Origin of the sequence: Bradyrhizobium sp. UNPA324, assembly GCF_006658635.1 — a bacterium.
In the GTDB taxonomy this organism is placed as follows: domain Bacteria; phylum Pseudomonadota; class Alphaproteobacteria; order Rhizobiales; family Xanthobacteraceae; genus Bradyrhizobium; species Bradyrhizobium nanningense.
This window is the reverse complement of sequence record NZ_LFJD01000004.1, coordinates 4259760-4278480: the sequence shown is the minus strand read 5'-3', so window position 1 is coordinate 4278480 and position 18721 is coordinate 4259760. Positions and strand designations below refer to the sequence as shown.

15 protein-coding genes are annotated in these 18721 nt (G+C 64.6%); 5 read left to right on the top strand and 10 right to left on the bottom strand.

Annotated elements, in window-relative coordinates; all coding sequences use genetic code 11:
• Window positions 1-106: 106 nt before the first annotated feature.
• The 4 genes from fabA to UNPA324_RS20510 all read left to right on the top strand — a co-directional run bounded on the left by fabA (window position 107) and on the right by UNPA324_RS20510 (window position 5081).
• Window positions 107-628 (top strand): bifunctional 3-hydroxydecanoyl-ACP dehydratase/trans-2-decenoyl-ACP isomerase, encoded by a 522-nt coding sequence (gene fabA / locus UNPA324_RS20525; protein WP_128921241.1) that lies wholly within the window; start codon window positions 107-109, stop codon window positions 626-628.
• A 51-nt stretch (window positions 629-679) separates the two neighbouring features.
• The gene (fabB, locus tag UNPA324_RS20520; protein WP_141935673.1) at window positions 680-1903 is read left to right on the top strand and encodes a beta-ketoacyl-ACP synthase I; all 1224 of its coding nucleotides are present in this window, start codon (window positions 680-682) and stop codon (window positions 1901-1903) included.
• Between the two features lie 202 nt (window positions 1904-2105).
• The gene (gene fabI, locus UNPA324_RS20515) at window positions 2106-2903 is read left to right on the top strand and encodes an enoyl-ACP reductase FabI (protein ID WP_128921214.1); all 798 of its coding nucleotides are present in this window, start codon (window positions 2106-2108) and stop codon (window positions 2901-2903) included.
• A 201-nt stretch (window positions 2904-3104) separates the two neighbouring features.
• The gene (locus UNPA324_RS20510) at window positions 3105-5081 is read left to right on the top strand and encodes an autotransporter family protein (RefSeq protein WP_502705467.1); all 1977 of its coding nucleotides are present in this window, start codon (window positions 3105-3107) and stop codon (window positions 5079-5081) included.
• Window positions 5082-5091: 10 nt separating this feature from the next.
• On the opposite strand, the gene UNPA324_RS20505 is transcribed toward UNPA324_RS20510, so the two are convergent.
• The 5 genes from UNPA324_RS20505 to UNPA324_RS20485 all read right to left on the bottom strand — a co-directional run bounded on the left by UNPA324_RS20505 (window position 5092) and on the right by UNPA324_RS20485 (window position 8993).
• Window positions 5092-5688 (bottom strand): glutathione S-transferase family protein, encoded by a 597-nt coding sequence (locus UNPA324_RS20505; RefSeq protein ID WP_128921215.1) that lies wholly within the window; start codon window positions 5686-5688, stop codon window positions 5092-5094.
• A gap of 141 nt (window positions 5689-5829) precedes the next feature.
• Window positions 5830-6645, bottom strand: a complete 816-nt coding sequence (locus UNPA324_RS20500) for a hypothetical protein (protein WP_128921216.1) — start codon at window positions 6643-6645, stop codon at window positions 5830-5832.
• A 19-nt stretch (window positions 6646-6664) separates the two neighbouring features.
• Window positions 6665-7303, bottom strand: a complete 639-nt coding sequence (locus tag UNPA324_RS20495) for a hypothetical protein (protein ID WP_246667191.1) — start codon at window positions 7301-7303, stop codon at window positions 6665-6667.
• 291 nt (window positions 7304-7594) lie between these two features.
• Window positions 7595-8059, bottom strand: coding sequence for a GNAT family N-acetyltransferase (locus tag UNPA324_RS20490; RefSeq protein ID WP_128921218.1), 465 nt, complete (start codon window positions 8057-8059; stop codon window positions 7595-7597).
• 7 nt (window positions 8060-8066) lie between these two features.
• On the bottom strand, window positions 8067-8993 hold the full coding sequence (locus tag UNPA324_RS20485; RefSeq protein WP_128921219.1) for a hydrogen peroxide-inducible genes activator: 927 nt from the start codon (window positions 8991-8993) through the stop codon (window positions 8067-8069).
• Window positions 8994-9106: 113 nt separating this feature from the next.
• On the opposite strand from UNPA324_RS20485, the gene katG reads away from it, so the two are divergent.
• On the top strand, window positions 9107-11272 hold the full coding sequence (katG, locus tag UNPA324_RS20480; RefSeq protein WP_128921220.1) for a catalase/peroxidase HPI: 2166 nt from the start codon (window positions 9107-9109) through the stop codon (window positions 11270-11272).
• A gap of 209 nt (window positions 11273-11481) precedes the next feature.
• Here katG and pnp read toward each other — a convergent pair whose 3' ends face one another.
• From pnp to infB, 5 genes are all read right to left on the bottom strand, one after another.
• On the bottom strand, window positions 11482-13638 hold the full coding sequence (gene pnp, locus UNPA324_RS20475) for a polyribonucleotide nucleotidyltransferase (protein ID WP_128921221.1): 2157 nt from the start codon (window positions 13636-13638) through the stop codon (window positions 11482-11484).
• Between the two features lie 378 nt (window positions 13639-14016).
• Complete coding sequence (gene rpsO / locus UNPA324_RS20470) at window positions 14017-14286, bottom strand: 30S ribosomal protein S15 (RefSeq protein WP_028133641.1); 270 nt, start codon at window positions 14284-14286, stop codon at window positions 14017-14019.
• Window positions 14287-14288: 2 nt separating this feature from the next.
• Entirely contained in the window at window positions 14289-15407 is a 1119-nt protein-coding gene (truB, locus tag UNPA324_RS20465) for a tRNA pseudouridine(55) synthase TruB (protein ID WP_164936483.1), read from the bottom strand.
• Window positions 15404-15838: a 30S ribosome-binding factor RbfA gene (gene rbfA / locus UNPA324_RS20460; protein WP_128921223.1), complete on the bottom strand. Its 435-nt coding sequence runs from the start codon at window positions 15836-15838 to the stop codon at window positions 15404-15406. Before rbfA ends, truB begins: the two co-directional genes overlap by 4 nt.
• A gap of 155 nt (window positions 15839-15993) precedes the next feature.
• Window positions 15994-18696 (bottom strand): translation initiation factor IF-2, encoded by a 2703-nt coding sequence (infB, locus tag UNPA324_RS20455; protein ID WP_128948496.1) that lies wholly within the window; start codon window positions 18694-18696, stop codon window positions 15994-15996.
• Window positions 18697-18721: the final 25 nt, after the last annotated feature.

The following is an 18721-nucleotide window of genomic DNA, read 5'->3' as shown; positions in this document are numbered from 1 at the left end:
CGGGAGCCGCGCCTGACGGTGGCAATTGGCGTTGCTCTCCGACCGAGACGGGGCCCATTTTCGCCAAAAAACGCCGCTCAACCGGAATTCAAACAGAGGCTCGTCCATGCTGAACAGGCGCAACGGTTACGAATACGAAGATCTGCTGGCCTGTGCCCGCGGCGAGATGTTCGGCCCGGGCAATGCCCAGCTGCCGTTGCCGCCGATGCTGATGTTCGATCGCATCACCGACATCAACGAGGATGGCGGCGAGTTCGGCAAGGGGCTGGTGCGGGCCGAGCTCGACGTGAAGCCCGACCTCTGGTTCTTCGGTTGCCATTTCAAGAATGATCCGGTGATGCCCGGCTGCCTCGGCCTCGACGCGCTGTGGCAAATGGTCGGCTTCTATCTGGGCTGGACCGGGGGCGAAGGTCGTGGTCGCGCGCTCGGCCTGAACGAGCTGAAGTTCAGCGGCCAGGTGCTGCCCGAGGCGCGCAAGGTTGTGTACAACGTCGATATCAAACGCGTGATGCGTTCAAAGCTGGTGCTCGGTATCGCCGACGGGTGGCTTTCGGTCGACGAGCAGATTATTTATCGCGCCAAGGACCTGAAGGTCGGTCTGTTCAAGCAGGGCACGAGCCTGGGCTAACGCGCATCACCACGAAGAGAACGAGAAGACAACGAGCAGGGCGAGGCTGTCATGAGGCGGGTTGTGGTCACCGGGATGGGTATCGTCTCGTCGATCGGAAACAACACCCAGGAAGTGCTTGCGAGCCTTCACGAGGCGAAGTCGGGCATTTCTCGGGCTGAGAAATATGCCGAGCTCGGCTTTCGTTCGCAGGTGCAAGGCGCGCCGTCGCTCGATCCTGCGACCGTGGTCGACCGCCGCGCCATGCGTTTCCTCGGTCAGGGCGCGGCGTGGAATCATGTCGCGATGGAGCAGGCGATTCAGGACTCCGGCCTGTCGCCTGACGAAGTTTCCAACATCCGCACCGGCATCATCATGGGCTCTGGCGGTCCATCCGCCCGCACCATCGTCGAGGCCGCCGACATCACCCGCACCAAGGGACCGAAGCGCGTCGGACCGTTTGCAGTGCCGAAGGCGATGTCGTCCACGGCCTCCGCGACGCTTGCGACCTGGTTCAAGATCAAGGGCGTGAACTACTCGATCTCCTCGGCCTGCGCGACGTCGAATCATTGCGTCGGCAATGCCTATGAGACGATCCAGATCGGCAAGCAGGACGTCATCTTCGCCGGCGGCTGCGAGGAGCTGGACTGGTCGCTGTCGGTGCTGTTCGACGCCATGGGCGCGATGTCCTCGAAGTACAACGACACGCCCGCCACGGCCTCGCGTCCCTACGACGTCAACCGCGACGGCTTCGTCATCGCCGGCGGCGCCGGCGTGCTGGTGCTGGAAGAGCTCGAGCATGCCAGGGCGCGCGGCGCCCGTATTTACGGCGAGATCGTCGGCTACGGCGCGACCTCGGACGGCTACGACATGGTCGCGCCGTCAGGCGAAGGCGCCGAGCGCTGCATGCGCATGGCGATGTCGACGGTGAAGACCAAGGTCGACTACATCAATCCGCACGCGACCTCGACGCCGGCCGGCGATCCTCCGGAGATCGACGCGCTTCGTCGGGTGTTCGGCAGCGGCGAGAAGTGCCCGCCGATCTCGGCGACCAAGGCGCTGACCGGCCACTCGCTGGGAGCCACCGGCGTGCAGGAGGCGATCTACTCGCTGCTGATGATGAACAACGGCTTCATCTGCGAAAGCGCCCACATCCAGGAGCTCGATCCTGTTTTCGCCGACATGCCGATCGTGCGCAAGCGCATCGACAACGTCAAGATCGGCACCGTGCTGTCGAATTCCTTCGGCTTCGGCGGCACCAACGCCACGCTGGTGTTCAGCCGGATGGATGTGTGAGGGCTTGCGTACGAACTGGTAGTTTCTTCGTCATGGCCGGGCAAAAGCGCGAAGCGCGTCTTCGCGAATGATGTCCCGGCCATCCACGTCTTTGCTACCGGTTGCGGAAGAACGTGGATGCCCGGGACATAGGCGAGCGAAGCGACGCCGTCCTTAGGACGGCTATGCCCGAGCATGACGGACAGCGGAGAGTAATCGCGAGATGGAAGGTTTGATGAGAGGCAAGCGCGGTCTGATCATGGGCATCGCCAATGATCATTCGATCGCCTGGGGCATGGCGAAGACACTGCATGCCCACGGTGCCGAGCTCGCCTTCACCTTCCAGGGCGAAGCCCTGGGCAAGCGCGTCAAGCCGCTGGCCGAGCAGCTTGGTGTCGATCTGGTGCTGCCTTGCGACGTCGAGGACATCGCCAGCGTCGATGCCACCTTCGCCGTGCTCCGCGAAAAATGGGGCAAGCTCGACTTCGTCATTCACGCCATCGGTTTCGCCGACAAGAACGAGCTGAAGGGTCGCTACGCCGACACCAGCCGCGAGAATTTTTCGCGCACGATGGTGATCTCCTGCTTCTCGTTCACGGAAGTCGCCAAGCGCGCCGCCGAGCTGATGACGGAGGGCGGCAGCATGATTACGCTGACCTTCGGCGCCTCGGAGCGCGCGATGCCGAACTACAACGTGATGGGCGTGGCCAAGGCGGCGCTGGAAGCCTCGGTGCGCTATCTCGCCTCGGATTTCGGACCGCGCGGCATCCGCGTCAACGCGATCTCCGCAGGTCCGATCCGCACGCTCGCGGGCTCCGGCATCGGCGAGGCGCGCGCGATGTTCGCCTTCATGCAAAAGCATTCGCCGCTGCGCCGCGGCGTCACGCTCGACGAGCTCGGCGGCTCGGCGCTGTATCTCTTGTCGGATCTCTCCGGCGGCGTCACCGGCGAGATCCACTATGTCGATTCCGGCTACAACATCGTCCTGATGCCGCGGCCGGACGATTTGAAGTCGGAATAGGCAAGATGGCGTAGGGTGGGCAAAGGAGCGCTCTTCGCGCGCCGTGCCCACCATCTCTCGGCGATCGCGCCGCGACGTTTCCTCCTGCCCCACGATCATGGGGCTGACTCCGCAATAGAATTATGCATGCTTCCCGCGGTGGCGCCGCAGGGTCGTATCCCCTGCGGTTCGGGAGGAGTGGTCGTGCCGACGGTGCATGCGATGGGTCGCGCGAGCGCGCTGGCGTCCGTTGCGGGCGCCATGCTGCTCTGCGGGGCTTCGCATGCCTTGGCACAGTCGGCGATCTGGGACCCGACCCTCTCCAACACAAATTGGTACGTCCCCACGGCGCAGCTGCTGGCCTATGCCGCGCCGAAGACGGGCTTTTCCAGTCCGATCCCGATCGGCGACCAGACGCTGTGGTCGCTCGCGACGGCGACCAACGGCTCGTTCACGGGAACGAGCGTTGCGCAGCTCAAGCTTGGGCCGGCGCTGCTGACCGACACCTCGACCATCCAGGGTTTCGTCACGACCGCGGGCCAGATCACGATGCTGTTCAGGCCGACGTCGGGCGGCGCGGTGACGGTCGGCCTCGGCCACATGCGAACCATCAACGGCGTCACCGCGATGGAAATGCAGATGATCACAGGCGACAGTCTGCTGGTGACGCACTGGGCCTATATGCTGCCCTACGATCCCGCGACGTTCACGCCGCCGGCCTCGCAGCCCGTTCCCGCCAACTCCGTCCCGCAATGGGCGTGGACCTCGGGCACGCCGTGGCGGATTGCCAGCAACGCGTTGTTCGGCACGTCGGCCCCCGGCCGTTTCGTCATTACGAATTACCAGAACGGATATTTCTGGGGCGCGGGCGTTGCACCCGCCGGCAGCTCTGCCGCCAACTTCACGCTGCTGGGATCTGTCACTCCAGAAGGCAATGTCCTCTTCAACACGCTCTCGAAGGGCACGCTCGCCAGCCTCTATGGCACCGCCGGCGGCGACGCGTCGGGCGCACAGATGCTCGTCAGCACCTACGATCTCTCGGGCAATCCGACCGGCGGGGTCGCCTATCTCTCCCTGGTGCGCCCCTATGCCGAAACGCTTCAGGCGCAGAACAGCCGCGCGGGCTTAGGCGCGGCCGACATGCTCTATCGCCTGTCGGCGACATCGCTCGGCTGGACCGGCAGCATGGCAACCGGCTTCACCGCGCTCGACAATCTCAGCGGTTCCGGTCTGGTCAACGCGGTCAACCAGACCTTGCCGGTTCTCACCGGTGCGGCATCGCAGGCGACCTACGCCACGCAGCGCGTGTTCCAGCAGGCGATGACGGGGCGACTGGACGATGTGATTGGGCTGAACATGGGCGTCACGCCTGAGCGGAATCTTTGGATGAAGCCGCTCGGCGGCAGCATTCGGCAGGACAGCGTCGGCGGCGTACCGGGCTATAACGCGTCCGGCGGGGGCATTGCCGTCGGTGCGGACACGACGATCTCCTCGCGCGCGATGCTCGGCGGCGTGTTTGCCTATTCGCATCAAGCCATCACCGGCAGCGACGATGCCGTCCCGAACCGGCTTGCCATCGATTCCTATCAGGCGGGTCTCTACGGGGCCTATGCCCTCGGCCATGGCTTTCAGGTCGACGGCCAGCTCGACGGCGCGCTGAATGACAGCGGCGAGAGCCGTTCGCTCACGTTCATCAACGGCATGGCCGCCGCCGGTTATCGTTCCTACAGCGGTCACGTGGGGGCCGGCGTCCGCAAGCTGATTTCGGCCGAGCCGGGGCTTACGATCGCGCCGTCGCTGCGGCTGGACTATGGGCAGGTTCGCTCACCCGCCTATCAAGAGGGTGGCGCGGGCGGCTTCAGCCTCAACGTGGATTCGCAAACCTATCGCGAACTGACACTGACGGCAGGGCTGAAGAGCGCGTACCAGATCACGAAGCAGGTCTATCTCACTGGCGATGTCGGCGTCGGCTACAACACGTTGAGCCAGGGACTGCAGATCAAGTCGGCATTTGCCGGCGGCGGCGATAGTTTCGTCACAGGCGGCCTTGCGTTGTCGCCCTGGATCTACTCGACCGCACTGGGCCTCGTCGCGGCCGACGGCAAGGGGTTTGATCTCGGCATCCGCTACGGTGTTGCAGCGACATCTTCCGGACTGCTTCAGCAGTCCGGGCTCGCCGTGCTCAAGATCGAATTGTAAGCGTGCGGTTTCACCCCGCCGCGATCTTCTCCGCGCGCTGGAACGCCGGCCGCGCCATGCAGCGCGCCAGATAGGCATCGAAGGCGGGGCGCGTCGGCACCATCTTGAACAGGCGCACTGCGAAATTCAGGCCCGAGCCGATGGTGATGTCGGCGGCCGAGAAGTCCTCGCCCAGAATCCACGGTCCCTTGGCGAGCGCATTGTCCAGCACGTCGAATACCTGCGCGGCGCTGCCCCAGGCCGCGGTCGAGGTCGGAATCTCGATCTTGGTGAAGATCTGGATGATGGCGGGCTCGATGCAGCCCGGCGAGAAGAACAGCCATTGCAGATACCGTCCACGGCGCGGATCGGTCACCGCCGGCGCCAGCTTGGTCTCGGGATAACGGTCGGCAATGTAGGCGCAGATCGCGGCGGCTTCACCGAGCGCGACGTCGCCGTCGGTCAGCGCCGGCACCTTGCCCATCGGGTTGATCTTCAGATAGTCCGGCGCCTTCTGCGCGCCGGTCGAGATGTCGGTCAGCACGCGCTCATAGGCCAGGCCGCTCTCCTCCATCAGCCAGAGCGTCGTGAACGAGCGCGAGCGGGGCGACCAATAGAGCTTGATCATGGTGAGGGACCTTTCGTGGGCGAGAGGCGAAGAGCGGGCGATTCATGCCGCGTTTGCCGCGCATTCGCAACGTACTACGCCTGGGCGTATGCGGCGTCCGAGAGCCACAACTTGGTCAACAAACCCGGCGGGCGTCTTCAGTCAGCGCGGCTGAGTCTGCGCCGGTCGTTGCAGCAAGGAGGGTAATGTCTTGTCGAGGCTTTTCGTCAACATCGTGCGTACGCCCTCGCGGAGCACAGGATTGCCGACCACGTCCGCAGGCTTTTCCGGAAACATCGCGCGTTCCAACTGCATCGAGGGGCCGCCGAGAAAATTAGCCCGCATGCGCTCGATATAGGTGTCCTCGGTCATCAAGGCAGGCGCCTCCTTGAGCAACTCGAAGGTCCGGCCGTCATAGATCCGGATGAACATCATGGCGAAGAGGTGTACGGGTCCGCCATACGGGTATTGCGAGATGCCAATGCCGTATTCCCGCTGCGTTCCGCCGTGCCGGTGAACGACCAGGTAGCGTTCGCAGCGGAGCCGTGGCGCGAGAAATTGAACGAAGCTCCCGATCGCCGCCGCTTCGCGGTAGGGCCTGAAGAGTGAAGTCTGCTCCTGACGACCTCCCGATCTGAGCTCTTTCGGCGCATACGGGATTCTCCGGACCAAACTGCCGGACGCGGCGGCGCGAACGCGCGAGACGACGAGGTCGTCGAGCGCCCACGCCGCGACCGAAGTCCGCGCATACTTGTCGAGAAACTTCAGGGGACCGAATTTCTCGACCATGAACAGGTCGCCGGCAATCGGAATGACGCCGATCTGGCACGGACCCCCTTCTGCGGGAACACGTGGAGCGACAGCCGGCTTCTTCGCCGCAGGCGGCCTGACCACCTCCGGCTTCGGCGCCGGTTGCACCTGCCCGCCCGTCGGCGACAGCAGCGCATACGATACCAGTACCGCAGCGAGAATGTTCATCGTCGCACCCGAACGCGTCTTACTGCGCGAAGTAGGGCGGCAAGATCTTGTCGAGCCGCTTTGTCAGAAAGTCGCGCGTGGTGTCGTGCAGGGCGGTGTTGTTGGCGGAGTCCGCGGCCGCCTCCGGAAACATGGACTTGTCCACCTTCTGCAAAAGCTCGTTCGACACGAAGTTGTCCGCCATATGCTTCATAACACCTTCGAACGTCACGGCGGGGCCTTTCATGATTTCGAAGGTGTGGCCGTCGACCCATGTCACGCCGATATAGGCGAAGACATAGGCGTAGGAGATGAGACCGACACCCCGGCTGAAGATGCCGACGCCGCTGAGCGACTGATTGGTTCCGTCAAGCTGTCCTTCGCTACGCATGATGACGAGATAGCGCTCGCAACCGGCATTGCCCGCAATCTGTCGGATCAGGTTCGACAACTCTTGGCGCTGATTGCGGAACAGGCCCGATTTGGGGTGATAGTAGGAATCGAGCGCGCCCTTGGCGTAAGCAATGCGTCGGACCGGCGCGTTGCCTGCTGCGGCCCGCGCCCGCGCAAAGACGAGATCGTCGAGACCCCAAGATACCGGGACTTCTGCGTAGTCGTTGCCGAACACGGTCAGACCGATCTTCTGGACGACGAAGACGTCTCCGATCCCCGCAATCACGCCGACGCCACAAGGACCGGTCGTCGCTGGCTCCGCAGACTTGGCTGCCGCCTTTGGTTTCGCGGTCGCTTTCTTGGCTGTCGGCTTTGCCTGTGGCGCGGACTGAGCGGCGGGCCCGGTGGTTGCAGGCGGGGATTGTGCTGCTGCCGGAGCCAGAAAGATCAGCAGAACGAGCACTGAGGCAGCAGATCGAAACATGGATTCCAGAGGGGATCAGAAGCAGGAGGTCATCGCACGCACCACACTAAGGGGGGGTCGTGACAACCGCAAGCTGCACCCCGAGATCGTCGCCTATCCGTTGGATCGCTGCCGCTTCCACCGATAATATTTCATCATGAATCCGTTCGACGGCTCGATCTCTTCCTTCTCGAACACAAAACCCTCGCGCTCGTACCAGCGCCAGGCCTTTTCGTTCTCGCGGACGCAACGCAGGTACATCTCATCCCGCATCTGCGTGCGAGTGAAGGCAAGCAATTGCCGGCCGAGCGATCGGCCCTGATAGGCCGGCGCGACGAACAGCATGTCGAGATAATGCTTTGGCAGATGCAGCGCCAGCATGGCGGCGATGGTGCCGCGATCATCGGCGACGAACAGGCTCCAGCCGTCCTCGATCTCGCGCCGGATGCGCGCGCGCAGGTTTGCCAGCAGGAAGTCGCTGGCCTCGCCGAGGCCGGTCGAGACCCAGCTCTCCATCCAGACTCGGCCGACCTCATCGTATTCGTCTGCGCGGGCGGGACGGATGACCGGATGCGACATCTGGCGCTCAGGTCCGGTGAATGCGCGCGGCCGGACCCGCCCGCACCTTGCCAGCCGACAGGCACACCACTTCGGAGATCTGCAGCAGCTGCCGGGCCAGCGGGCTGGTCTTGCGCCAGACCATGCCGATGGTGCGCGACGGCTCGGGGTCGCGGAAGCGCGTCAGCGAGACAGAGGCCGAGCGCGTCTCCACCGGCACCGCCATCTCCGGGATCAAGGTCACGCCGATGCCGGCGCTCACCATCTGCACCAGCGTCGACAGCGAATTGGCATCGAGCATCTCGCGCGGCGGCGCCGACTGCATGTTGCAGAACGACAGCGCCTGATCGCGGAAGCAGTGGCCCTCTTCGAGCAGCAACAGCCGCATCTCGCGCATCCTCTCGCGCGAGGGGGCCGGCGTCCCCTCGTCGGAGCTTGGCCGGACCAGGAGAAATTTTTCCTCGAACAAGGCGACTTCGGTGAGCGAGGGCTCCGACACCGGCAACGCGACGATGGCGGTGTCGAGCCGCCCCTCCACCAGCTCCTGGATCAGCCGCGGCGTCATGGTCTCGCGCACGCGGATGTCGAGCTCTGGATGTAGGCGCGTGAGATTCTTGGTGATCGTGGGCAGGAGATAGGGCGCGATGGTCGGGATCATGCCGATGCGTAAGCGGCCCGCGAAGCGATCCTGCGAGGCGCGGGCGAAATCGCCGAGCTCATCGACCGAGCGCAAAATGTCGCGGACGCGTTGCGCGAGCTCCTCGCCGAACCGGGTCAGCGCCACCTGGCGCGCACTGCGCTCCAGCAGCAGGCCGCCCAGCGCCTCCTCCAACTCCTTGATCTGCATCGACAAGGCCGGTTGCGAGATGGAGCAAGACTCGGCCGCACGGCCGAAATGACCGTGGCGCGCCAGCGCATCAAAGTACCGGAGTTGACGCAGCGTCACGTTGATCATCAGAAAAACCTATCGCAGCGATCATTAAAGTCAACTTCCCCTGATCGATTGCGACGCTTAGAGTGGTTCTACCTGGTCCAAGGCGCCGTCGGACGCCACCAGAGGAGGTAATCATGGACGACACTTCGAAGTGCCCGTTTTCGGGCGGAAAACCCACGCGCGTGAACCGCGACTGGTGGCCGACGCAGCTCAATATCGAGGTGCTGCACAAGAATTCCAGCCTGTCCGATCCGATGGGCAAGGAGTTCGACTACGCCAAGGAATTCAAGTCGCTCGATCTGAACGCGGTCATCAAGGACCTGACCGCTCTGATGACCGACTCACAGGAATGGTGGCCCGCCGACTTCGGTCATTATGGTGGCCTCATGATCCGCATGGCCTGGCACAGCGCGGGCACCTATCGCATCACCGATGGCCGCGGTGGCGCCGGCGCCGGACAACAGCGCTTCGCGCCGCTCAACAGCTGGCCTGACAACGCCAACCTCGACAAGGCGCGCCGTCTGCTCTGGCCGATCAAGCAGAAATATGGCCGCAAGCTCTCCTGGGCCGACCTGATGGTGCTCGCCGGCAACGTCGCGCTGGAATCGATGGGCTTCAAGACCTTTGGTTTCGCCGGCGGCCGCGCCGACGTGTGGGAGCCGGAAGAGCTGTATTGGGGTCCCGAGGGCACCTGGCTTGGCGATGAGCGCTACAGCGGCGAACGCCAGCTCGCCGAGCCGCTCGGCGCGGTGCAGATGGGCCTCATCTACGTCAATCCGGAAGGCCCCAACGGCAAGCCGGATCCGGTCGCCGCGGCCAAGGACATCCGCGAGACCTTCGCGCGCATGGCGATGAACGACGAGGAAACCGTCGCGCTGATCGCCGGCGGCCACAGCTTCGGCAAGACCCATGGCGCGGGCGATCCCTCGCTGGTCGGACCGGAGCCGGAAGCAGGCGCGCTCGAGGATCAGGGCCTCGGCTGGAAGAGCAAGCACGCGTCGGGTCATTCGGGTGATGCCATCACCAGCGGTCTCGAGGTGACATGGACGACGACGCCGACGAAGTGGAGCAACAACTTCTTCGAGAACCTGTTCAATTTCGAATGGGAGCTGACCAAGAGCCCGGGCGGTGCGCACCAGTGGACCGCCAAGGGCGCCGACGCGATCATCCCCGACGCCTTCGACAAGTCGAAGAAGCATCGGCCGACGATGCTGACGACCGACCTCTCGCTGCGCTTCGACCCGGCCTACGAGAAGATCTCGCGGCGCTTCCTTCAGAACCCGGCTCAGTTCGCGGACGCTTTCGCCCGCGCCTGGTTCAAGCTCACCCATCGCGACATGGGTCCGATCCAGCGCTATCTCGGCCCGCTGGTGCCGAAGGAGACGCTGATCTGGCAGGACCCGATTCCGGCGGTGAACCACGAGTTGGTCAGCGAGCAGGACGTCGCCGCGCTGAAGAGCAAGATCCTGGCATCGGGCCTGTCGGTGCCCGAGCTGGTCTCGACTGCCTGGGCGTCGGCCTCGACGTTCCGCGGCTCGGACAAGCGTGGCGGCGCGAACGGCGCGCGCATTCGCCTGGCCCCGCAGAAGGACTGGGAGGTCAACCAGCCGGCTCAGCTCTCGAAGGTGCTCGGCAAGCTGGAAACGATCCAGAAGGACTTCAACGCCTCGTCAGGCGCGAAGAAGGTCTCGCTCGCTGACCTCATCGTCCTCGGCGGCACCGCTGCGGTCGAGAAAGCCGCGAAGGATGCCGGCGTGGACGTGAAGGTCGGCTTCACGCCGGGCCGCATGGATGCCTCGCAGGAGCAGACCGACGCGGAATCCTTTGCACCGCTCGAGCCGCGGGCCGACGGCTTCCGCAACTATGTCGGCAAGAAGCATCAGTTCCTGCAGCAGGAAGAAGCCCTCGTCGATCGTGCCCAGTTGCTCAGACTGACCGGTCCTGAGATGACGGTCCTGGTCGGCGGTCTGCGCGTGCTCGGCGCCAATGCGAACGGTTCGAAGCACGGCGTCCTCACGTCGAAGGTGGGTACGCTCAGCAACGACTTCTTCGTCAACCTGCTCGACATGAGCGCGCAGTGGACGCCGGCCGCCGACGGCAGCTACGAGGCCCGCGACCGCAAGACCAATGCGGTGAAGTGGACCGGCACGCGCGTCGATCTCATCTTCGGCGCGCACTCGCAACTCCGCGCCTTCGCCGAGGTCTATGCGACCTCAGATGCGAAGGAGAAGTTCGTGCAGGACTTCGCCAAGGCCTGGACCAAGGTGATGAACCTCGACCGCTACGACGTCGCGACATGAGGCACTTCACCTCTCCCGCTTGCTTGCGGGAGAGGTCGCGCCGAAGGCGCGGGTGAGGGCAGTCTCCGCGTCGGGAGTCTCGCTGAGGAAACACCCTCTCCCCGACCCTCGCCCGCAAGCAGGAGAGGGGGCGCAGATCGCCCGGAGCGAACACAAACAAAAAGGGCGGCCTTTCGGCCGCCCTTTCTATTTCTGACACAGTGAAGCGACTACTCGCCGGCGGCTTCGCGCGGGGCCTTCTCGCCCTCGCCGCCCTTGCCTTCGAGGTCTTCGCCGGTGGTCTGGTCAACCACCTTCATCGACAGGCGGGTCTTGCCGCGATCGTCGAAGCCGAGCAGCTTGACCTTGACCTTGTCGCCTTCCTTGACGACGTCGGAAGTCTTCTGCACGCGGTTGGCCGCGAGCTGGCTGATGTGAACGAGGCCGTCCTTGGAGCCGAAGAAGTTCACGAAGGCGCCGAACTCCATCACCTTGACGACGGTGCCGTCATAGATCTGGCCGACTTCAGGATCGGACGCGATCGACTTGATCCACTTGATCGCAGCCTTCATCGCTTCGCCGTCGCTGGAGGCGACCTTCACGGTGCCGTCGTCCTCGATGTTGACCTTGGCGCCGGTCTTCTCGACGATCTCGCGGATCACCTTGCCGCCGGTGCCGATCACTTCGCGGATCTTGTCGGTGGCGATCTTGAAGGTCTCGATGCGCGGCGCGTATTCGCCGAGCTCGGCGCGGGCGTTGGTGAGCGCCTTCGCCATCTCGCCGAGGATGTGAATACGACCTTCCTTGGCCTGGCCGAGCGCCACCTTCATGATCTCTTCGGTGATGCCCTCGATCTTGATGTCCATCTGGAGCGAGGTGATGCCCGCTTCCGTGCCGGCGACCTTGAAGTCCATGTCACCGAGATGGTCTTCGTCGCCGAGGATGTCCGAGAGAACCGCGAAGCGCTTGTCTTCGAGGATCAGGCCCATCGCGATGCCCGCGGTCGGCCGCTTCAACGGCACGCCGGCGTCCATCAGCGCGAGCGAAGCGCCGCAGACCGAAGCCATCGACGAGGAGCCGTTGGATTCGGTGATCTCCGAGACCACGCGGATCGTGTAGGGGAACTCGTGATGCGGCGGCAGCACCGGATGGATCGCGCGCCAGGCCAGCTTGCCGTGGCCGATCTCGCGGCGCTTGGTGCCGCCGAGGCGGCCGGTCTCACCGACCGAGTAGGGAGGGAAGTTGTAGTGCAGCAGGAACGTCTCTTTGTACGTTCCCGACAGCGCGTCGATGTACTGCTCGTCTTCGCCGGTGCCGAGCGTGGTGACGACCAGGCCCTGGGTCTCGCCGCGGGTGAACAGCGCCGAGCCGTGGGCGCGCGGCAGCACGCCGACTTCGGCGACGATGTTGCGCACGGTCTTGCTGTCGCGACCGTCGATGCGCTTGCCGGTGTCGAGGATGTTCCAGCGAACGATCTTGGCTTCGAGCTCCTTGAACACGGCGCCGATGCGCAGCTTGTCGTATTTCGGTTCCTGCCCTTCGGGGAAGTAGTGGGCGATCACCTTTTCCTTGACCTTGCCGACCGCGGCGTAGCGGTCCTGCTTGACCGGAATGGCGTAAGCGGCGCGCAGCTCCTGCTCGACGAGGCCGAGCATCTCCTTCTCGAGCGCGGCATTGTCGATCACGGTGACTTCGCGCGGCTCCTTGGCGGCCTTCTCGGCGAGCTCGATGATGGCGTTGATCACCGGCTGGAAGTGGCGATGACCGAACATCACCGCGCCGAGCATGATGTCTTCGTTCAGCTCCTTGGCTTCCGATTCCACCATCAGCACGGCGTCGGCGGTGCCGGCGACGACCAGGTCGAGCTGGGTGTCGACCATCTCGTCAAGCGTCGGATTGAGGATGAACTCGTCATTGGCGAAGCCGACGCGGGCCGCGCCGATCGGTCCCTTGAACGGAGCGCCGGACAGGGTCAGCGCCGCGGACGAGGCCACCAGCGCGACGATATCAGGGTCGTTCTCCATGTCGTGCGAGAGCACGGTGACGATCACCTGGGTCTCGTTGCGCCAGCCGTCGACGAACAGCGGGCGGATCGGACGGTCGATCAGGCGGGAGACCAGCGTTTCCTTCTCGGTCGGACGGCCCTCGCGCTTGAAATAGCCGCCGGGAATGCGGCCAGCAGCGTAGGTCTTCTCCTGATAGTCGACGGTCAGGGGCAGGAAGTCGACGCCTTCGCGCGGCGCCTTCGCCGCGACGACGGTGGCAAGCACCACGGTCTCGCCATAGGTGGCGACGACGGCGCCGTCGGCCTGGCGGGCGATCTTGCCGGTTTCGAGCTTGAGAGGGCGTCCGCCCCAGTCGATCTCGACTGAATGCTTATTGAACATAGAGGTCTTCTTTCATGGGTTCTCGAAAGAGGGGCGACCCCGAAAAACAAAAACCATGCGCAAGATTGCGGGACGCTGATCGGAGCGGATGATCAGCGTCCTGCGATCCTGCCATGGTTTTTGGATTTCGGATGGCGTCCATCCTTTCGGGTCATACGGGCGCCTTGCCCGTTGTGCCCAGCCGCCGGATTGCTGCTGGACTGTCAGTCGGCACGAATGCGAACACCGAACCTTCGGTCTTCGCCCATCATGCCCCGGATGCTGGCCGTCAACGGCCCGCATCCGACGTGCGCGCAACCTCGATCAAAAAGCTTTAAATAAGTGCTTTCGTTCGAAACCGCGTGCGAAAACGCGCGCCGGTGGCGCGCGCAGGGACTCTTAACGACGAATATTGTGCTTCTCGAGCAGCGCCTTGTACCGCGCCTCGTCCTTCTTCTTGAGGTAGTCGAGGAGCGAGCGGCGGGTCGAGACCAGCTTCAGGAGGCCGCGACGCGAATGGTTGTCCTTCACGTGGGTCTTGAAATGGCTGGTGAGGTTGTTGATGCGTTCCGACAGGATTGCGACCTGAACCTCGGGCGAGCCGGTATCGCCGGCTTTGGTGGCATTCGTCTTGATGACTTCCGCTTTGCGTTCTGCGGCAATCGACATCGTCAATTTCTCTCGTTGCGACCGGGGCTGGCAGTCAGGCCGGTCAGGTTGAACACACGCTTGGGGATGATTTCGCCATTGCCGACTTCAGCAAGCGCGAGAAGCCGGCCTGCCACCGTGACATAGACTGTGCCGCTACAAGTGGGCGCATCCCGTCCGCGCAACAAAACGGCCTGGCCCCGATGGAGCCTTGCCGCATCAGCCCGAGTGACGGCCAGTGCCGGGATGTCGTCCAGCGCGGTCTCAACGGGCAAAAGCGCGTCGGCGAGGCTGCCCTCGCCGGACGCGGCTCTATCGCACAAAGCCTCCAACTGATCCAGCGGAATCATGTCGTTTTCGCCAAATGGGCCGACCAGGGTCCGCCTGAGCGCGCAAATATGGCCGAAAGTGCCGAGAATCCGGCCCATATCGCGGGCCAGCGCGCGGACATAGGTGCCCTTGCCGCACTCGGCCTCGAATACGGCGTGGTCGTTATCCGGTTGATCCACAAGGGTTAAATGATGGATCTCGACCGGGCGGGGGGCCAGCTCCACCACCTCGCCGTCGCGAGCGAGGTCGTAGGCGCGCTCGCCCTGGACCTTGATCGCGGAATAGCGCGGCGGGATCTGCTCGATCACCCCGGTGAAGCGGGGCAACAGGGCCAGGATGGCCTCCCGGGTCGGACGCTGGTCGGAGGTCGCGGTCGCCCGGCCCTCGATGTCGTCGGTGTCGCGCTCCTCGCCCCAGCACACCGTGAATTGGTAGCGCTTGCGGCCGTCCATGACGAAGGGAACGGTCTTGGTGGCCTCCCCGAGCGCGATCGGCAGCCCGCCCGAGGCGAGCGGATCGAGCGTGCCGGCGTGTCCGGCGCGCTTGGCGTTGAACAGGCGCTTGAGCACCGCAACCGCCTGCGTCGAGGTCATCCCGATCGGCTTGTCGAGCACGACCCAGCCGTGGACGTCGCGCCGGTCGCGGCGAACCTGGTTGCCCTTCTGCTGCCTGGCGCGCGGATCGTTGTTGACGCGGCGCGGCTCGTGATGCGGCTCAGAATTGCCGCCCATGTCCGGAAAATTATTTTTCTGCACGTCGCGCTGATCGGCCTGTTCGCCGCTGATCGTGTCGTGAGCCGGGTCCATCGTCATCGTTCTTCTTCCCGATCCGTCTCCGGATCCTGTTCCAGATCCTTCTGCACCGCAGGTGTTCGCAAAAGCTTCTCGATTCGTTCCGCTTCGTCGAATCGTTCGTCGACGCGGAAGCGAAGGTCGGGTGCAAATTTCAGGTTAACGCGCCGCGCGACTTCGCCGCGCAGGAACTTCTTGTTGCGTTCGAGCGCAGCGATGACGATCTCGGTGTCGCGGCCACCGAGCGGCATCACATAGACTGTCGCGAGCTTCAGGTCGGGCGACATCCGCACCTCCGGCACGGTGATGATGTGACCTTCGAGGTCCGCATCATGCACATTGCCTTGCGCCAGAATATCGGCCATCGCGTGGCGAACCTGCTCGCCGACGCGCAACTGACGTTGCGAGCCTCCGCCGGGTGCGGAACTCTTCTTCTGATGATGGCGTGGCATTCTCGAAAATCACCTCGTCATGCCCGTGTTTGGGACACGGGCATTGTCATTTGTCCTGTTGAAACGAAGAGGGGTGGATGGCCGGAAAAAATCCGGCCATCGCACTCCCGCAATTTCAGTTCAAAAAGATCCGGGCGCTTCGGTAAGATTTGGACTTACAGGGAGCGCTGGATCGTCTCCACGCGGTAACACTCGATCACGTCACCGGCGCGCATGTCGTGGTAGTTCTCGAAGGCCATGCCGCATTCCTGACCGGACTGGACTTCCTTCACTTCGTCCTTGAAGCGCTTCAGCGTCGACAGCTTGCCCTCGTGCACGACGACGTTGTCGCGGATCAGGCGCACATTGGCTCCGCGTTCCACGGTACCGTCGGTGACGCGGCAGCCGGCGACCTTGCCGACCTTGGAGATGTTGAAGATCTCCAGGATCGCTGCATTGCCGAGCATGGTTTCGCGCAAGGTCGGCGCGAGCAAGCCGCTCATCGCCTTCTTCACGTCGTCCACGAGGTCGTAGATGATGTTGTAGTAGCGGATCTCGATGCCGTTGCGCTTGGCGGCCGCAGCGGCTTCCTTGTTGGCTCGAACCGAGAAGCCGATGATCGCGGCGTTGAAACCTTCGGCCAGCGTCACGTCGGATTCCGAGATGCCGCCGACGCCGGCATGCAGGATGCGGGCTGCGACCTCGTCGGTACCGAGCTTCTCCAGCGAGCCGAGGATCGCTTCCAGCGAGCCCTGCACGTCGGCCTTGATGATCAGCGGGAATTCCTTGCGGCCCGCGGTCTTCAATTGCGACATCATCTGCTCGAGCGAGCCGCGCATGCCGGAGATCGAGGCAGCCGCGTTCTCGCGCTTCTGGTGCGCGCGGTAGCTGGTGACCTGGCGGGCGCGGGCTTCGTTCTCGACCACGGCGAGACGATCGCCGGCTTCCGGCGGACCGTTGAAGCCGAGCACTTCGACCGGCACCGACGGACCTGCTTCCTGCACGGTCTCGCCCTGATCGGAGATCAGCGCGCGGACGCGGCCCATCTCGGCGCCGGCGACGATGATGTCGCCGACCCGGAGCGTGCCGCGCTGGACCAGCACGGTCGCGACCGGGCCGCGGCCGCGGTCGAGCTTGGCCTCGATCACGGTACCCTCGGCCGGCCGTTCCGAATTGGTCTTGAGGTCGAGGATGTCGGCCTGGAGCGCGATCATCTCGAGCAGCTTGTCGAGATTGGTCTTGTTCTTGGCGGACACCTCGACGTCGACGACGTCGCCGCCGAACGATTCGACCTGCACCTCATGCTGGAGCAGTTCGGTGCGTACGCGCTCGGGCTTGGCGTCGGGCTTGTCGATCTTGTTGATGGCAACGATGATCGGCACCCGCGCCGCCTTGGCGTGGTTGATGGCCTCGACCGTCTGCGGCATCACGCCGTCGTCGGCCGCGACCACCAGCACGACGATGTCGGTGACCTTGGCGCCGCGGGCGCGCATCGCGGTGAACGCGGCGTGGCCGGGCGTGTCGATGAAGGTGATCTTCTTGCCGCTTTCGGGCGAGACGACCTGATAGGCGCCGATATGCTGGGTGATGCCGCCGGCCTCGCCGGAGACCACGTTGGCGTGACGGAGCGCATCAAGCAGCGAGGTCTTGCCGTGGTCGACGTGACCCATCACGGTCACCACGGGCGAGCGGGTCTCGGTGTCGGTGGAATCGTCGACCTGGTCGAACAGGCCCTCCTCAACGTCGGAGGCGGCAACGCGCTTGACGGTGTGGCCCAGTTCTTCCGCGATCAGCTGCGCGGTGTCGGCGTCGATCACGTCGGTGATCTTGTGCATCGCGCCCTGCTTCATCAGCATGCGGATGACGTCGACGGCGCGCTCGGCCATGCGGTTGGCGAGTTCCTGGATGGTGATCGCTTCCGGGATGACGACCTCGCGGATCAGCTTTTCCTTGGGCTCGTTCGAGGCGTGGCCCTTCAGACGCTGGGTGCGGCGGCGGAACGAGGCGATCGAGCGCTCGCGCACCTCGTCGGCATTGAGCGCGGTGACGACCGTCAGGCGGCCGCGCTCTTTCTGCGGGCCGGGCTTGTGGGTGGTCTTGGGGGCCGCCACAGGACGCGCGGCGCCGCCGGGACCGCGACGGATCTGGCGCGGACCATCGTCCTCGTCCGGTCCGGCCGCGACCGCGGGCGTGCGACCCAAAGGTCCGCCGGCCGGCCGCTGCGTGCTGGTTCCGGGGCGCGCCGTCGTCGTTCCCGGGCGTGCCGTGGTCGTGGTGCCGGGGCGCGCTGCGGGCGCGCCGGAACGCGGCGCAGGAGCGGCCGGGGCCGCGGTTGCGGGGCGCGGAGCGGATTGCGGTTGCTCGCCTTCGCCAAAGCGCTTCTTGGCTTCGGTCTCGGCCTTGCGCTTGGCCTCGTCCTCGTGGCGGTGGCGCTCTTCCTCGGCCTTGCGGCGGGATTCGGCGGCCTCGCGCTCGGCGCGTTCGGCGGCCTCGCGGACCGCGCGGCGCTGGGCCTCTTCCTCGGCCTGGCGGCGCTCTTCGACTTCGCGCACCTTGGCATCGGCCAGCGCGCTGGCGCGGGCGGAGCGTTCGTCCTCGGTCAGCGTGCGCAGCACCACGCCGGATCCGGAGTTGCGCGGCGGCGCGGGCCGTGACGGGGCGGGCGTGGGCGCGGCCGGTGCGGGCTTCGCCACCTCGGCAGCCTGCGGCTCAGGGGTGCCGTCGATGCGGCGCTTGCCGCGCTTCTCGACCACGACCTGCTTGCTGCGGCCATGGCTGAAGCTCTGGCGCACAGTGCCCGTTTCGACGCGCGGCTTGAGCGATAGCGTCTTGCTCGGAACGCTCAGCTTCTTGTCGCCAGGGGTCTTGGTATCAACCATTCAGCAGTCCTAATCCTGATTTATC

Coding starts and splice junctions, on each gene's coding strand:
- fabA (WP_128921241.1), top strand. CDS start 107: ATGCTGAACAGGCGCAACGGTTACGAATACGAAGATCTGCTGGCCTGT.
- fabB (WP_141935673.1), top strand. CDS start 680: ATGAGGCGGGTTGTGGTCACCGGGATGGGTATCGTCTCGTCGATCGGA.
- fabI (WP_128921214.1), top strand. CDS start 2,106: ATGGAAGGTTTGATGAGAGGCAAGCGCGGTCTGATCATGGGCATCGCC.
- UNPA324_RS20510 (WP_502705467.1), top strand. CDS start 3,105: ATGGGTCGCGCGAGCGCGCTGGCGTCCGTTGCGGGCGCCATGCTGCTC.
- UNPA324_RS20505 (WP_128921215.1), bottom strand. CDS start 5,688: ATGATCAAGCTCTATTGGTCGCCCCGCTCGCGCTCGTTCACGACGCTC.
- UNPA324_RS20500 (WP_128921216.1), bottom strand. CDS start 6,645: ATGAACATTCTCGCTGCGGTACTGGTATCGTATGCGCTGCTGTCGCCG.
- UNPA324_RS20490 (WP_128921218.1), bottom strand. CDS start 8,059: ATGTCGCATCCGGTCATCCGTCCCGCCCGCGCAGACGAATACGATGAG.
- UNPA324_RS20485 (WP_128921219.1), bottom strand. CDS start 8,993: ATGATCAACGTGACGCTGCGTCAACTCCGGTACTTTGATGCGCTGGCG.
- katG (WP_128921220.1), top strand. CDS start 9,107: ATGGACGACACTTCGAAGTGCCCGTTTTCGGGCGGAAAACCCACGCGC.
- pnp (WP_128921221.1), bottom strand. CDS start 13,638: ATGTTCAATAAGCATTCAGTCGAGATCGACTGGGGCGGACGCCCTCTC.
- rpsO (WP_028133641.1), bottom strand. CDS start 14,286: ATGTCGATTGCCGCAGAACGCAAAGCGGAAGTCATCAAGACGAATGCC.
- truB (WP_164936483.1), bottom strand. CDS start 15,407: ATGACGATGGACCCGGCTCACGACACGATCAGCGGCGAACAGGCCGAT.
- rbfA (WP_128921223.1), bottom strand. CDS start 15,838: ATGCCACGCCATCATCAGAAGAAGAGTTCCGCACCCGGCGGAGGCTCG.
- infB (WP_128948496.1), bottom strand. CDS start 18,696: ATGGTTGATACCAAGACCCCTGGCGACAAGAAGCTGAGCGTTCCGAGC.